The sequence below is a fragment of the Croceicoccus mobilis genome, from assembly GCF_001661965.1.
GTDB lineage: Bacteria > Pseudomonadota > Alphaproteobacteria > Sphingomonadales > Sphingomonadaceae > Croceicoccus > Croceicoccus mobilis.
This window is the reverse complement of record NZ_LYWZ01000017.1, coordinates 14309-29195: the sequence shown is the minus strand read 5'-3', so window position 1 is coordinate 29195 and position 14887 is coordinate 14309. Positions and strand designations below refer to the sequence as shown.

Here is a 14887-nt window from a genome sequence, read left to right as displayed (position 1 = left end):
AACGGCGGCGCGGGTCAGCCCCCCGGGGTCAGCCCCCGGGGTCAGCCTTTTGACAGGCTGCCCGCGTCGAAACCCTTGCCCGATTCCCGATCGGCCAGCGCGCCTGCGCCTTCATAGCTCGCGCCCGATCCCGGCAGTTCGCTCAGGAAGGGGAAGCGGTTGATCTGGTTGCCGCCCGCAATGTCGAGCATGCTGCCGGTGATGTAATCATTGCCCGCCAGCCACAGCACCGTATCCGCCATGTCCGAAGGCAGGCCCAGCCGGCCCGCCGGGATTTCATGCACGAAACGTTCGGTGATGCCGGGCGAATCGTAATGCGATTTCGCCATGTCGGAATATACGGTGGCGATGCGGATGCCGTTCACGCGGATCTTCTGGTCGGCGAATTCGCGCGCGGCATATTTGATCATGCACTCCATCCCCGCCTTTGCCGCGGCATAGGCGAAATGCGGTTCGATGGGGTGCGTCGCGCTCATCGATGAAATGAGCACCATCGCGCCGCCATCGGGCATGTGGCGCGCCATGTGTTTTACGAAATAGGTCATGCCGAACAGGTTGGTGGAAACCGCCTGCTGCATCAGTTCGGGGGTGATGTCGCGGATCATCGACAATGTCGGCGTGGCGGCGGAATTCACCGCGATGTCGATCTTGCCGTATTTCTCCGCCGCCGCATCGCCCATGGCCGAAATATCGTCCTCGCTGCCGGCATCGCATTTAACGGCTAGGCCGCCGATCTTGTCGGCCAGCTTTTGCAGCGGCCCCATGCTGCGCGCGCCGACCACGACATTCGCGCCGGCCTGCGCCAGCGCCTCGGCAATGCCCCAGCCGGTGCCGCCTTCGGCCGATGCGCCCAGCACGACCGCCGTTTTTCCTGTCAGGTCTCGCATGTCATTCCTCTCCGGTTTTGGTGTTTTCGGGATATGTGCCGCGCATGATCGTCTGCCCGCCATCGACGACCAGCACCTGCCCCGTCACATGGGCGGCATGGTCGGAGGCGAAAAAGGCGATGGCATGGGCGATGTCCGCCGAGTCGGCGATCCGGCCCAGCGGGGTGTCGGCGGTGATCCTGTCGATGAAGCCGGGGCGCTGTTTCAACGCGCGGATCATGTCGGTGTCGGTGGTGCCGGGGCTGACCGCATTGACCCTGATGCCATGCGGCCCCCATTCCACGGCCAGCTGCCGCACCATCTGCTCCAGCGCCGCCTTCGATATGCCATAGGCGCCGCTGCCCGGCATGGCGAAGCCCGCGTTGACCGAGGAAACCGCGACCATCGCCCCGCCCGGGCCCATCGCGGGCAGGGCATGGCGAGCAAGCCGCAGCGGACCCGATAGATTGGTGTCGAGCACCTTGGCCCAGCTCGCCTCGGACAGGTCCGTCAGCGGGTCGAAGCTGGGATTGATGCCCGCGCAGGCGACCGCGATATCGAGCGTGCCAAAGGCCTCCACGGTCCCGCTTACGAGCCGGGCCAGATCGTCATCGCGCGCCGCATGGGCGGGAATCGCAACCGCATCGCATCCCTCGCTTCGCAGATTGGCGGCGACTTGCTCGCACACATCGGCCTTGCGCGAGCTGATGGCGACGCGCGCGCCGCGCCGCGCCAATAGTTGCGCGCAGGCCAGCCCGATCCCTCGGGTCGAACCCGTGACCAATGCGGCTTTGCCACTGAAATCCAAATCCATCTCTCCCACCGGACCGTTGGCGCAGGCCGCCTGCAGGTCGGTAGTGGCAGGGGAGCGGCAATCATTGCGCTTGCGCCGCATTGCCCCTAGACACCAAACAAGTACGCAAGCATATTGTATGTTATCGAACGGCTAGTAAAGGCCGGATGTCGCGTCGGCATCGCAAGAAGGTGGGAGAGCATTGGTGGAACCCTGGTTCGAGGGCAAGGTGGTGGCAGTGACCGGTGCCGGCGATGGCATCGGCCGCGCGGTCAGCCTGTTGTTCGCGCGCCGGGCCGCGAAAGTCGTGGTATCCGATATCGATCCGGCCGCAGCCGAGGCAACCGCCCGTGCGATAAGGGGCGAAGGCGGCACCGCCGAATCGCTGCGGGTCGATGTGACCGTCGATGACGATGTGGCCGCGCTGGTCGCATGTGCCCGCGATTCGTTCGGCGGTCTCGACTGTGCCTTCAACAATGCCGGGATCGTCATTCCCGACGATAATCTCTGGACCGAGGAAGGCAGCGCGAAACTGCTGGACGTAAACCTGCATGGGGTGATGCGATGCATTCGGCACGAAGTTCCCGCCCTGCTCGAACGGGGCGGCGGCAGCATCGTCAATACGGCATCGCTTGCAGGGTTCATCGCCTCGCGCACCGGGCCGCAGCCTGCCTATACCGCCAGCAAGCATGCGGTCATCGGGCTGACCAAGACCGCCGCCCTGCAATATGCTCGCCAGAATATTCGCGTGAATGCATTGTGCCCGGGCACCACCCGCACCCCCATGGTCGAGGCGGTTGCGTCCCAATCGGACGAGATCCGGTCCATGCTCGAAAATCACTCCCCGATGGGCCGCATGGCCACGCCGGAGGAAATGGCCGAAGCCGCCATATGGCTGGCATCCGACAAGGCAAGCTATGTCAACGGGCACGCTCTCGTGGTCGATGGCGGCGCGCTTGCAGAATGAAAGGAAGATCGTGACCCAATCATCCACCGCCAGCGCCGACAAGTTCGAGCGGATCAAGGAAATCTTCGCCCGCGAGCAGGTGGAGAAGCCGCTTGCCGTAAAATATGGCGACATTCCGGTCAGCTATGATGCGATCACGCCCGAATGGATGACCGCGATCCTGTGCCGCGACACGCCCGGCGCCGAGGTGACCGAGGTGATGCTGGGCGATCCCGATACCGGTACGTCGAACCGGCGGCGGATTTACGTCGAGTATAATCAGGCGGGCCGCGACGCGGGCCTTGCCAAATCGGTGTTCTGCAAGGCGACGCAGGACCTGGCCAACCGCATCCTGCTTTCGACAGCCGGCACGAAGAGCGAGGTGCGTTTCTTCAACGATATCCGCCCCACCCTCGATATTGACGCGCCCGAAGCCTATTTCGCGGCCTATGATCCCGAAAGCTGGGCGTCGATCATCGTGCTCAGGGATATCGCGGACGAGGTGACTTTCTGTTCGCACAAGACCGAGATGCACGAGGATCTGGCACACAGTCAGATGGAACTTCTGGGCAAGGTGCATGGCCAGTTCCACGAAAGCCCGCTGTTCCAGGGCAAGTTCTCCGACATGATCGTGTTCCGCGACCGCTTTCACCTTTTGTGCGAACGCAACGGGTTCGAGAAATGCTGCGTCGACGGCTTCCTCGCTTCGGAGGAATTCGTGCCCGAACGCCTGTTCGCGCGTGAGAGCGAGATCTGGCCCGCCACCATGCGCGCGGTCGACCGTCACAAGGGGCTTCCCGAAACGCTGACCCACAACGACGTGCATCTAAAGAACTGGTATATGCGTGGCAGTGCCATGGGCCTTGGCGATTGGCAGGTCAGCTGCCGCGGTCACTGGTCGCGCGATCTTGCCTATACCATCGGCACCGCGCTGAAACCCGAACAGCGCCGGGTGATGGAGCGTGATCTCGTGGCCTATTACCTCGACCGGCTGCATGCGGCAGGCGGGCCCAGGGTAACCTTTGACGAAGCGTGGGACCATTACCGCGAACAGATGCTGTCCGCGCTCGCATGGTGGACGATGACGCTGACGCCGGCGGCCGACATGCCCGATATGCAGCCCTATGATACCACGCGCGAGTTTATCCACCGCCTTGCCGTGGCGATCGACGACCTCGGCTCGCTGGACATTCCCGCCTGATCGGCGGCGCTAGCGGGGAGCGGGCGCGAGATTGACCGAGAAACGTGCGGTCAGCGCCCGCTTGTCGACCTTGCCGGTGGTGGTGAGCGGCAGGGCGGACACGAAATGGATCGTCTTGGGCAGCTTGTAACCCGCGATCAGCGGGCGGGCCCATTCGCGCATCGCCTGCGCTTCGGGTTTCGTGCCGCGCCGGGGCACGACGATGGCGACCACCGCTTCGCCCCAATGCGGATCGGGCACGCCGATCGCAGCGACTTCGGCCACGTCGGGATGAGCTGAAAAGGCGCTCTCCACCTCTGCCGGATAGACGTTTTCCGCACCGGTGATGATCATCTCCTTCACGCGGGAGCGGACATAGAGATAGCCGTCCTGGTCGAGATATCCGGCATCGCCTGTATGCACCCAGCCATCGCTGTCGAGCGCGGCGCGGCTGTCGCTCTGCCGTTTCCAGTATCCCGACATATTGGCGACCGAGCGGATCAGGATCTCCCCTGTCTCGCCCGCGCGCAGGGGCTGACCGCCGGGCGCGACGATCCTTACCTCGGTTTCGGGCATGGGAAGGCCCGCGCCTGTCATGCGGCGACTGCCGCCCGGGTCATGATCGCCGGGCGGCAGCGCCACGACCGGGCCGCTGGTCTCGGTCTGGCCATAGCTCTGCACGAAGCGGCAGCCGAAGGCGGCGATGGCTCGCTGCAAGAGATCGGGCGTGATCGGTGCCGAGCCATATACGATCTGGTCGAGGCTGGAGAAATCGACCTTGACCGCGTCCGGGTGATCGAGCAGCATCTTGATCGCGGTGGGGACGAGCGCGAGTTTTGTGACGCGGTAGTGTTCGATCGCCTCCAATGTGGCCTTCACCTCGAATTGCTCCTCGATCACGCAGCAGCCGCCAAAGAACAGCGCCCGCGCCATCATGCCGAATGCCCCGATATGGCCAAGCGGCGCGCTGACGAGGGTGACGTCATCGGCGCCCCAGCGGTCCCATTCGAGCCGCGCGCGCACCGTGTTGATGCCCAGCATCGCCCGGTGGGAAAGCATCACCCCCTTGGGCGCGCCGGTTGTGCCCGAGGTATAGACCTGAAGCGCGATCGTTTCAGGATCGGTGACAAGGTCGACCGGGTCTGGAGCCGCGTCGCCCAGCGGTGCGACCAGCATGTCGGCGCTGAGGATATCGGCCCCTATCCGTGCGGTGATTTGATCGTCGAGCGCCCGGAAAGCATCGGTGGCAAAGACGAGCGGAGTCTCGCAATCCGCCGCGATCCGCACCATCTCTTCAGGGGCGAGCCGCCAGTTCAACGGCACCGGCACGGCGCCGATCCGCTCTGCCGCCAGCGCGAAGACGGCGATGGCGTCGCAATTGCGTCCGATGAACAAGACGCGGCTGCCCGGTACAATACCACGCGCCTGCATCAGCGCCGCCCCGCGGTCGGCCAGGCGATCAAGTTCGGCATAGCTGGTCGACCTGCCGGCGAACACGATTGCGGGAGCATCTGGCGTGCTGCGGGCATGATCGCGCACGACCGCATGGAAAGTGGGCACGGCCAGCGCGCGCCAGCGATCGTCTTTCGAAGCCTGATCCATCCTCACCACTCCGCGCTTTCCTGCGCTGCCTTTGTCGATTGACAGCCTGTGACGGCAAGATAGTGTGCTGGCAAACCAATTGGCAAGCGTTCCGCCAGCGAACGCCGCCGGGAAGAGGAGATAGTATATGGCAGGCAATGTAACGATCGACAGGCCGGAAGATGGCGTGGCGCTTCTGACAGTAGGCGACGGCGGAGATCCGGGGCACCTGACCACCTGCGCAACGGTCGATCATTTGGCCAATGCTCTGGACGAGGTAATCGCCGATGGGGCGCGGGTCATCGTCCTGGCGTCTTCCGTCCCCGGCCACTGGCTCGAACATGCCTCGCTCGACGATCTGCTGAACCTTGTCGAGGGTAAGGAGGCGAGCGGCGACGGTTCGGGCTGGTTCCGTTCGCTCCAGACGATCAATCGCGGCACGGCGGTGACCATCGCGGCGGTCAATGGCGATACCTCGGGCGGGGGCTGCGAACTGGGCTGGGCCTGCGACCTGCGCGTGGCCGAGGAGCAGGTTCGCTTTAGCCAGCCCGAAGTGATCATCGGCGCGGGTACCGGCATTGGCGGTACTTCGCGGCTGATGCGGCTGATCGGGCGCACTGTCGCGGCCGAAGTGGTGCTGACCGGCCGCCCGCTGACCGCGCAGCGACTGTACGAACTGGGCGGCTGCAACAAGGTGGTGCCCACCGGCAAGGCGGTAGAGGCCGCGCTGGAACTGGCCAGCGTCATCGCAGGGAACCCCCCGCAAGCGGTTGCCGGCATGAAGAAGATGCTGGGCGAGGCCGAGGATCTGAACCAGTCCGACGGTATCCAGAACGATCAGACGATCAGCCAAAGCCTGTTCGCCAATCCCGACAGCATGGCGACCATGCGCGCCTATAATGACAGGTTGGCCGCGGGCGAAACGATGGACCAGGCCTATTGGTCCTGATCCATCGGCCGCCGTGTTCGCATTAGGCTTTCGGCCTAATATGACTTGGGAAGTCCCAGCACCTTTTCCGCGATGAAGTTCATGATCATCTCCGGGCTGACCGGAGTGATGACAGGCAGGATGGAATCGCGGAAAAAGCGTTCGACCTGATATTCCCTGGCATAGCCCATACCGCCATGGGTCATCACGGCGCGGGTGCAGGCGTTGAAACAGGCGCGCCCACCAAGGAATTTGGCGGTGTTCGCCTCCGCCCCGCAGGGCTTGCCCGCGTCGTAGAGATAGGCCGCGCGCATCGCCATCCAGAACGCCGATTCCAGCTCCATCCAGTTTTCGGCGAGCGGATGGGCGATCCCCTGGTTCTGGCCGATGGGCCTTCCGAACACCACGCGCTCACACGCATATTGCGCCGCGCGGTTCAGGGCGTTCTGCGCAAAGCCGATCGCCTCCACCGCGACGAGGATCCGTTCGGGGTTGAGGCTGTGGAGGATGCATTTGAACCCGTCACCTTCGGCTCCGATGCGGTCTTCTTCGGGCACGAAGTAATCGTCGATGAAGGTGAGGTTCGAATCCACTGCGTTGCGGCCCATCTTGGGGATCTTGGTGACGCTGATCTGCGTCTTGTCGAGATCGGTGTAGAACAGGGTCAGCCCGTCGGTGGGCTTCCTGCACTGGTCCTTGGGCGTGGTGCGCGTCAGCAGGAGGATCTTGTTCGCCACCTGGCCGGTTGATGTCCAGATCTTGCGCCCGCTGACGCGATATCCGCCCGGCACCTTTTTCGCGAACGTCGTGATGCTGGTGGTGTCGAGCCCGGCATCGGGTTCGGTCACGCCGAAACACGCCTTGTCGGTCCCGTTGATGAGGCCGGGGAGCATGCGCGCCTTCTGCTCGTCATTGCCGTAAACCACGACGGCGTGCGGGCCGAACAGGTTGAGGTGCAGCGTGCTCGCCGCATTATAGCCGCCGCTACCCGAGGTGACGGTGTGCATCATGATCGCTGCCTCGGTCACGCCAAGCCCTGCGCCGCCCAACTCTTCAGGCATGGTAATGCCGAGCCAGCCCGCATCGGCCATGGCGCGGTGGAACTCCTCGGGGAAACGTTCGGTTTCGCTGGCTTCGGACCAGTATTCGTCACCGAACTTGTCGACGATCTTCTTCACCTCGTCCCGGATCGTCTCGTGATCCGGCGACAGTTCGATCTGCATGGGTGTGTTCCTTTTCAGCGATCCTCTGATGCCGGAGCCGCGGGACCGCACGGGGCGCCGCGAACTCCGATATCGTACTCTAGAATACCGTATTTCAGAAACGAACCGTCGCCCGCAGCATGATTTCGCGCCCCCGGTTCACCGACGATACCGAATCACCCAGCACGCCCGGCGTCACACCCGGCGCGGTGCCGGTGAAGGGGCGATCGGATGTGCGGGTCCAGCAATATTCTTCGGTCAGGTTGCGCCCGATCAGCGCCAGTTCGTAGCGTTCGTCGATGGTGCCCACCCGGACCGATGCGTTGAACATGGTATAGCTGTCGGTCCGGCCGCCGGGCGAGGAGGTCGCGTCGGTGATATAGCCATCGGAATAGAGCATGTCCCCGGTCAGGCCGAAGGCGAAGCTGTCAGCGATTGTGGTATCGAGGCTGAAGCCCAGGCTCCCGCTCCATTCGGTCATGCGCAGGAGCTCGGTTCCCGACAGGTCCTGCGCGAGGATGACCGCGCCGGTCTGGCGGCTGACCTGTTCGACGCATGGCACTGGCGATGACGCGTTCTGGCCGCGATAGCAATTGCCCTGGTAATCGGTGTATTTGCCATCGCCATAGGCAAGCGCCCCGAACAGCGTAAGGCCGGGCACGGCACGCGGGGTAAAATCGAAATCGAACTCGACCCCCTTGCTGCGTACGCTGCCCGCATTGGTCAGCCGCTGGACGAGGCCGCTGACGGTCACCTGTACCTGCAGATCGGTGATGTCATAGGTATAGGCGGTAAGGCCAAGGCGCAGCTGATTGCCGAGGACAAAGGCCTTGATGCCCGCCTCGAACCCTTTGACCAGCTGGGGGTCATAGGTGAGATTGGTCGCGAAATCGGTCGCGCCCGAATTGAACCCGCCCGACAGGAAGCCTTCCTTGTAAGAGCCATAGAGGGTCAGGTCGGAATTCGGCCGCCAGCTCAACGTGACTTCGGGCGAAAGATTGTCGAAGCTGACCCGGTCGACCGGCGTATCAACCAGCACCCGCCCGGTGTCCCGACTGACCGGCGTCGCGCCATTGGGATCGCTTTCGAGGAAGGCGAGGCGCTTCTTTTCATGCGAATAGCGCGCGCCAAAGGATAGCTCGATCGTGTCGATCGGCCGCACGATCGTCTGCAGGAAGATCGACCATGCGCTCCCCTTTTGTTGCAGCAGATAGTCGCTGACCTCCAGCGGATAGATACCCCCCAGCGATGGCGCGCCAAGGAAGGTGTGCGAGCCATTGGTCACCTTCGTGTCCTGGTAATAGCCGCCGGCTGTGAAATCGACAGGGCCGCCGAAATCGGTCGCGACCCGCAATTCCTGCGAATATTCGGTGATGTCGAGGACATTGTAGCTCGGCAGCAGGACGCCGGCCGTATAGCTGGCCGAATAATTGGCGATATTGTCGAGGCTGACGTCATAGACGCCCGTGACCGAGGTCAGCATGACATCGGGCGTGACGAGATAGTTCATCACCAGCGAGCCGAGCAATTGCTGCTGGTCGAGGAAGGTCGTGCCATCACCCCAGCGCGGATCATATTGCGCATAGCCGTCGCCCAGATCGGAAACGCTGACGGTGTCATTGGCGGTGCAATCGTCGACGCCGCCGCCCTGCGGGCTGCCGGTCGGGCAATTCACGAACTGGACATTGGCCGTCGATGAATCGCCCGATCGTTCGCCATAGGTCAGCTTGAGCGTCGCGTCGAAATCGTCGCCATTGTCGAATTTCAGCGTGCCGCGCACGCCCCAGTCCTCATGCTGCGGAACCCGCTTCGTGTTCTGCTGCAAATCTGCGTCTGCGGGGATCTGGCTGGTCACCCAGCCATCCATGTTCGAATAATAGCCCGCGACGCGCAGTCCCAGCGTCTGGGTGAGCGGGGTCGAGACGAAGCCGTCGATCTTGTATTCGCGGGCGTTGAATTCATAGCCGCCCGAAAGCTGTGCCTCGAACTCGGGGCCGGGGTCATTCGTGCGAATGGTCACCACGCCGCCCGGACTGTTCTTGCCAAAGAACAGGGCCTGCGGGCCCTTGAGCACCTCGATCTGGGCAAGGTCGAATTCGCCCATGCGCCTCACCGATGCGCGGGCGATGGCGACGCCGTCCATGTTGAAGGATACCGCCTGATCGCCAAACGGATTCGAATCCGAAGCGCTGATGCCGCGCAGCGATATGCTGCCGCCCTGCACCGTGCCGCCCCCTTCGCCCACGACCAGCGCGGGGGTGATCGCGGCCACGGCATCGAGATCGCTGACCCCCCGCTGATCGAGATTGGCACCGGTAAAGGCCGTGACCGCGACGGGTACCGAAATCAGCGTTTCGTTTCGCTTGCGGGCGGTCACGACGATTTCGTGCGCAGCGCTCGGTTCATGCACTTCTTCCTGCGTGTCTGCTTGGTCGGCTGAGGATTGCGCCCGGACGGGCTGAGCCATCACGACCATGTCGATCGCCAGTGACGAGCATGACAAGGCTTTGAATTCAATCATGTCTCTTTCCCTCTCCCGCCGGCCTTTTTGTTTTTCGCAGCCGGTCGAACCAGTGCGGCGAAAGCTGCCTCAATCGCTGCCCGACGAAAATCGCAGGCCGTCCAGCAGACCGCACCGAAACGCCAGATTGGGGTGGCGGGGCTTCAAATGGCCGGGGGACCCTGTCCAATTAGCGAGGAAACACGGCGGCAGGCCGGGGCACCGGCGACGTCGCGCCGCCATGAAGGACGAGGGATGCAGGACATGCCGAAGCGGCAGGATTGGAATGGAGAGGCGACGCGACCGCGTTCCCGACCATCATGGCAGCGCAGCGGGCATCATCCGGCCTGGCGCATGCTGGTCATCGTCTTCCTCGCGCAGAACTGCGCGATCGGGATGAATTTCGGAATCTACGGCACCATCGTCACCGCGCTGGAGGCGGAGTATGCGACGACACGCACGCTGGCAGCATCGGGCCTTGCAGCGATGACGCTGGTGATGGGGTTGTCATCGCCGCTTGTCGGTCGGCTGACGCGGCGCGTTTCGCTGCGCGCGATGATGATCGCGGGTGCCCTGATCTGTGCCACGGGCTATGCGCTGCTCGCGCTTGCTCCATCGATTGGGGCGGTGCTGGCGATCTATGCGCTGGTGATCGGTCCGGGCGTCTGCCTGCTGGGCGTGCTGCCTTCCTCCACGCTTGTGGCGAACTGGTTCCATGGCGGCAAGGGCAGGGCACTGGGCTTCGTGAATATGCCGCTATTCGTCTCGCTCTTCCCGATCCTCACGGCCTTCGTGCTTGCCGGATACGGGCTGGAGGGAGTGTTCGTGATGGCGCTTGGCGTTTCGCTTGCGCTGGTCCCTGTCCTGCTGGCCGTGGTCGACACTCCGGCGCGGGCAGGCTGCGAAGCCTATGGCGCAAACGCGGAGGCAGGACCGCAGGCCGATGCGCAAGCGCCCGGTGCAGGTCCGCTGCTGGAAGGCCGGGCGCTGCACGGGAACCGGTCCTTCCAGCTGATATGGTTCGGGATCGGCGCGGCGATCGGGGCGCTGCTGTTCGGCTGGCTGGCGGATCGCATTGGAGGTCGCCGCGCAGTCGTGGTCCAGGCGCTGTGCTGGACGGTGCCGTGGGCATTGCTGCTGGTGCTTGGCGCCAATCTGCCGCTGTTGCTTGTTGCCGCTGGGCTGGCGGGCATGATGTCGGGCGCGATCGTGGGCCTGTGCGGGGTGCTGGTCGGCAGCTGGCTTGGGGCACAGAACTTCGCCACCGCGATGGGGCAGGTCTATTTCTACAAGGTGCCCTTCCTGTTCGGCGCGGCACCTCTGGCAGGCTTTCTGTTCGAGGAAACCGGCAGCTATCGCCTGCCGGTCCTCCTCCACATCGCAAGCTTCGCGCTTGTGGCAGCGCTCTTTGGGGCGTTCAGGCCGCGGCCGCTGAGCGATTGAAAATCAAAAAAGACCAACGGGACAGGATCGGACATGACCGAAGAATTCAACCAGAGCCACCTTGTCGAAGTAGCGCGCGCGAAGATGCGCCGGATGATCGCAAACGACCCCGAAATCGCGGCACGCGTTCCCGAACCCGGGGTGACCGCCGCGCTGCAACGGCCGGACGCTTCCTATCGGCATATGATCGCGGCGGTGCTGGAAGGCTATGCCGACAGGCCTGCGCTAGGTTCGCGCCATTACGAGCTGGACGATGACGGGGCCGGACGCATGGTGCGGCGCTATACGGATCGGTTCGATACGATCAGCTATGCCGAGCTTTCCCGTAGGATAGAGGCGATCGCCAGCCTGTGGCAGCACGATGCGGAGCATGGCGCTGCCGCGGGCGAGATGATCGCCTTCATTGCCTTTACCGGTGCGCAGATGGCGACCATCGACCTTGCCTGCAATTACGCGCAAACGGTTTCGGTTCCGCTGCAGGCCAATCTGCCCGGTCCCGACATGCGCGAAATCCTGACCGATATAGCGCCTGTCGTCCTTGCTGCCTCTATCGATAACCTCGACGTCGCGACCGGCTATGCCATCGGGCAGGAAACGATCCGCAGCTTGATCGTGATGGATAGCGATGACCGGGTCGATGCCGAACGTTCCGCCATCGCGCAGGCACGCAAGGCGCTGGCCGATGCGGGCGGCATGGTAAAGCTTATCACCTTTGACGAGGCGGTCGCGCGCGGGGCTGCGATCCCTTGGCAGCCTCTGCCCGAAACAGGGCCGGACCATGTCTCGATGATCATGTACACCTCGGGCAGCACCGGCAAGCCCAAGGGGGCGATCATCCATGACCGGATCAGCTCCCAGTTCTGGAACGAGACCATCCCGGCCTATGCGCCGACGGTGCAGGTCGCCTATGCGCCGATGAATCATTTCATGGGCCGCAACATGGTGCATTCCACGCTGGCGCAGGGCGGCACGGCCTATTTCACCTTGCATAGCGACATGTCGACCCTGTTCGACGATTTCCGCATCGCCCGCCCGACCGGCATCCTGTTCATCCCGCGTGTGTGCGAACTGGTCTATCAGCATTTCCAGTCGGAACTGCAGCGCCGCATTGCGCGCGGAGAGGACGAGGCGATGGCCGACGCTGCCGTACGGGCCGAGATGAAGGACCGCCATCTGGGTGACAGGCTGTGCGGCGGCGGGGTCGGATCATCCCCCACCGCGCCCGAAGTGCGCCGCTTTATCGCCGAATGTTTCGAAATGCCCTTCGTCGAAGGTTATGGCCAGACCGAAGCGGGCGCGGCCGCCATCACGCAGGGCAACCGGCTGACCGGCTATATGGGGACCGAGTTCAAGCTCGTCGATGTGCCCGAACTGGGCTATTTCACGACCGACAAGCCGTTCCCGCGCGGCGAGCTTTATGTGAAGACCGACAAATTGTTCCAAGGCTATTACAAACGGCCCGAAGCAACCGCCTCGGTCTTTAGCGAGGACGGTTATCTCAAGACCGGCGATATCATGGAACAGCGCGGACCCGACCATATCGTCTGGGTCGACCGGCGTGGCAATGTGATCAAGCTGAGCCAGGCCGAATTCGTCGCGGTCGGCCCGCTTGAGACGACCTTCCTCGGCAATAGTTCGCTGATCGAGCAGTGCTTCGTCTATGGCAGCTCCTATCGCTCCTATCTGCTTGCCGTGGTGGTGCCCGATATCGAGGTTGCGCGCGCCGGGTTGGGGCATGCGCCTGACGATGCCGAATTGCGCGAACTGGTGCTGCGCGAATTGAAAGAGGTTGCGCGCAAGGCGGAGCTGAAGAATTTCGAAATCCCGCGCGACGTCATCATCGAACGGGAAGCTTTCAGCTATGAAAACGGCCTGCTGTCGAGCGCCCGAAAACCGCTGAGGCCCAATCGGAAGCGCAAATACGCAGACCGGCTGGAAGCCAAGTATGAAGAGATGGACCGGCAGCAGCAGGCTGAACTGGCGCGCCTGCGCGAAGGGGGCGAGGGCAGCGTCGCCGAAAAGGTCGCAGGCGCATTCAAGGCTAATCTCGGCCTGGCCACGGTCGATGTCGAAAGTCCGCGCAGCTTTGGCGATCTGGGCGGGGATTCGCTGGGCGCGGTCGGCATGTCGCTGCTTTTGGAAGAGATGTTCGGCGTATCTGTCCCGGCTAGCGCGATCCTGCACCCGGCCGCCAGCGTCGGCTGGCTGGCCCAACTGATCGAACGGCTGCTGGCCGGTGAGGGGGTGACCATGGGCGATGTCCACCCGCAAAGCGATATTCTGCGCGCCGACGATCTCAAGCTCTATAAATTCATCGCAGAGGAAACCTTGACCGGCGCATCGCAGGCGGCGCCCCCGGCGGATGAGATCCGCAACGTGCTGGTGACGGGCGCCAATGGCTTTCTGGGCCGGTTCCTGTGCCTTGAATGGCTGGAACATGCCGCCGGCTGCGACGGCACCGTTTACTGCCTCGCCCGCGGCAAGACCGAAAAAGAAGCGCGAGAGCGGCTCGAGGCGGCATTCGACAAGAGCGATCCCGATCTTCTGGCCCGGTTCCGAGAATTGGCGGAAAACCATCTTACCGTGCTGTGCGGCGACCTGGCGGACCATCGCCTCGGACTTGGCGAAGATAGTTTCGCCATGCTTGCCGAGAAAGTCGATCACATCGTCCATCCCGCAGCATTGGTGAACCATCGCCTGTCATACGAAAACCTGTTTGCGCCCAATGTGAAGGGTGCGGCAGAGCTGATCGCGCTGGCCCTGACCTGTCGGCTCAAGCGTTTCGATTACATATCGACCGTGGGCGTTCCGGCACTGCTGCCCAGCCTGACCTCGGCACCCGAAGACACCGACGTGCGCAATGTGCCAGATCCGGTCCCGCTCAGCGATGCCTATGCCAATGGCTATGCCGCCAGCAAATGGGCCGGCGAAGTGCTGCTGCGCGAGGCGCATGACCTGTTCGGCCTGCCGGTCAATGTTTTCAGGCCCAACATGATCATGCCGCACCGCCGCTATGTCGGGCAGTATAACGAAACCGACATGATCACCCGGCTGCTCTACAGCATCGTGAAGACCGGGCTGGCGCCGCGCTCCTTTTACCGGCTTGAGCCCGATGGAAGCCGCGCACGCGCGCATTACGACGGGCTGCCGGTCTTTCCGGGTTCGGACCATCGCCCACCCGGTGCCCGTCGCCGTAAAATACGATCGCGATTTCTACCGGTTCAAGCCGTACACTCTCTCCGCTGGCGAGCGTGATCGTCACCGAGCGGTCCGATCCCAGATGCAGCAGGCGCAGGCATCCGTTCTCGACCCGAAGGTCCTGCATGAGCAATTCAGCCAGCGAGGAGTTCAGCTCCTCGATCTGTCCGGCAGGTCCGCACGTGGACCGCTTCGGGCGTTCGACGGGCGTGTCTGATGCGAAATCGGGCGGCCGTGGAGACAGGCCCAT

At 63.4% G+C, this 14887-nt stretch carries 10 protein-coding genes; 5 read left to right on the top strand and 5 right to left on the bottom strand.

Features of this window, described 5'->3' with window-relative positions; genetic code table 11:
* Positions 1-41: 41 nt before the first annotated feature.
* Entirely contained in the window at positions 42-887 is an 846-nt protein-coding gene (locus A9D13_RS04380) for an SDR family NAD(P)-dependent oxidoreductase (protein ID WP_066770674.1), read from the bottom strand.
* A gap of 1 nt (position 888) precedes the next feature.
* Positions 889-1761, bottom strand: coding sequence for an SDR family NAD(P)-dependent oxidoreductase (locus tag A9D13_RS04375; protein ID WP_082922100.1), 873 nt, complete (start codon positions 1759-1761; stop codon positions 889-891).
* Positions 1762-1864: 103 nt separating this feature from the next.
* Here A9D13_RS04375 and A9D13_RS04370 point away from each other — a divergent pair, with 103 nt between their 5' ends.
* Both A9D13_RS04370 and A9D13_RS04365 read left to right on the top strand, forming a co-directional pair.
* On the top strand, positions 1865-2626 hold the full coding sequence (locus A9D13_RS04370; protein ID WP_066770671.1) for an SDR family NAD(P)-dependent oxidoreductase: 762 nt from the start codon (positions 1865-1867) through the stop codon (positions 2624-2626).
* Between the two features lie 10 nt (positions 2627-2636).
* Positions 2637-3806, top strand: a complete 1170-nt coding sequence (locus tag A9D13_RS04365) for a phosphotransferase (protein ID WP_172808096.1) — start codon at positions 2637-2639, stop codon at positions 3804-3806.
* 9 nt (positions 3807-3815) lie between these two features.
* Here the strand turns inward: A9D13_RS04365 and A9D13_RS04360 are convergent, their stop codons facing one another.
* Positions 3816-5387: an AMP-binding protein gene (locus A9D13_RS04360; RefSeq protein ID WP_066770665.1), complete on the bottom strand. Its 1572-nt coding sequence runs from the start codon at positions 5385-5387 to the stop codon at positions 3816-3818.
* Positions 5388-5514: 127 nt separating this feature from the next.
* Here A9D13_RS04360 and A9D13_RS04355 point away from each other — a divergent pair, with 127 nt between their 5' ends.
* The gene (locus A9D13_RS04355; protein WP_066770662.1) at positions 5515-6315 is read left to right on the top strand and encodes an enoyl-CoA hydratase/isomerase family protein; all 801 of its coding nucleotides are present in this window, start codon (positions 5515-5517) and stop codon (positions 6313-6315) included.
* Between the two features lie 35 nt (positions 6316-6350).
* Here A9D13_RS04355 and A9D13_RS04350 read toward each other — a convergent pair whose 3' ends face one another.
* Complete coding sequence (locus tag A9D13_RS04350) at positions 6351-7517, bottom strand: acyl-CoA dehydrogenase family protein (protein ID WP_066770661.1); 1167 nt, start codon at positions 7515-7517, stop codon at positions 6351-6353.
* A gap of 94 nt (positions 7518-7611) precedes the next feature.
* Positions 7612-10017: a TonB-dependent receptor gene (locus A9D13_RS04345; RefSeq protein WP_066770659.1), complete on the bottom strand. Its 2406-nt coding sequence runs from the start codon at positions 10015-10017 to the stop codon at positions 7612-7614.
* Positions 10018-10260: 243 nt separating this feature from the next.
* Here A9D13_RS04345 and A9D13_RS04340 point away from each other — a divergent pair, with 243 nt between their 5' ends.
* Together A9D13_RS04340 and A9D13_RS04335 are read left to right on the top strand one after the other, a co-directional pair.
* Complete coding sequence (locus A9D13_RS04340) at positions 10261-11439, top strand: MFS transporter (RefSeq protein ID WP_172808095.1); 1179 nt, start codon at positions 10261-10263, stop codon at positions 11437-11439.
* A gap of 33 nt (positions 11440-11472) precedes the next feature.
* Positions 11473-14694, top strand: coding sequence for an SDR family oxidoreductase (locus A9D13_RS04335; protein ID WP_066770650.1), 3222 nt, complete (start codon positions 11473-11475; stop codon positions 14692-14694).
* Positions 14695-14887 lie beyond the last annotated feature (193 nt).

Excerpts from the sequence above, each read along its gene's own strand:
- A9D13_RS04375 (WP_082922100.1), bottom strand. The coding sequence starts at position 1,761 with ATGCGGCGCAAGCGCAATGATTGCCGCTCCCCTGCCACTACCGACCTG.
- A9D13_RS04350 (WP_066770661.1), bottom strand. The coding sequence starts at position 7,517 with ATGCAGATCGAACTGTCGCCGGATCACGAGACGATCCGGGACGAGGTG.
- A9D13_RS04380 (WP_066770674.1), bottom strand. The coding sequence starts at position 887 with ATGCGAGACCTGACAGGAAAAACGGCGGTCGTGCTGGGCGCATCGGCC.
- A9D13_RS04360 (WP_066770665.1), bottom strand. The coding sequence starts at position 5,387 with ATGGATCAGGCTTCGAAAGACGATCGCTGGCGCGCGCTGGCCGTGCCC.
- A9D13_RS04335 (WP_066770650.1), top strand. The coding sequence starts at position 11,473 with ATGACCGAAGAATTCAACCAGAGCCACCTTGTCGAAGTAGCGCGCGCG.
- A9D13_RS04345 (WP_066770659.1), bottom strand. The coding sequence starts at position 10,017 with ATGATTGAATTCAAAGCCTTGTCATGCTCGTCACTGGCGATCGACATG.
- A9D13_RS04340 (WP_172808095.1), top strand. The coding sequence starts at position 10,261 with ATGCCGAAGCGGCAGGATTGGAATGGAGAGGCGACGCGACCGCGTTCC.
- A9D13_RS04355 (WP_066770662.1), top strand. The coding sequence starts at position 5,515 with ATGGCAGGCAATGTAACGATCGACAGGCCGGAAGATGGCGTGGCGCTT.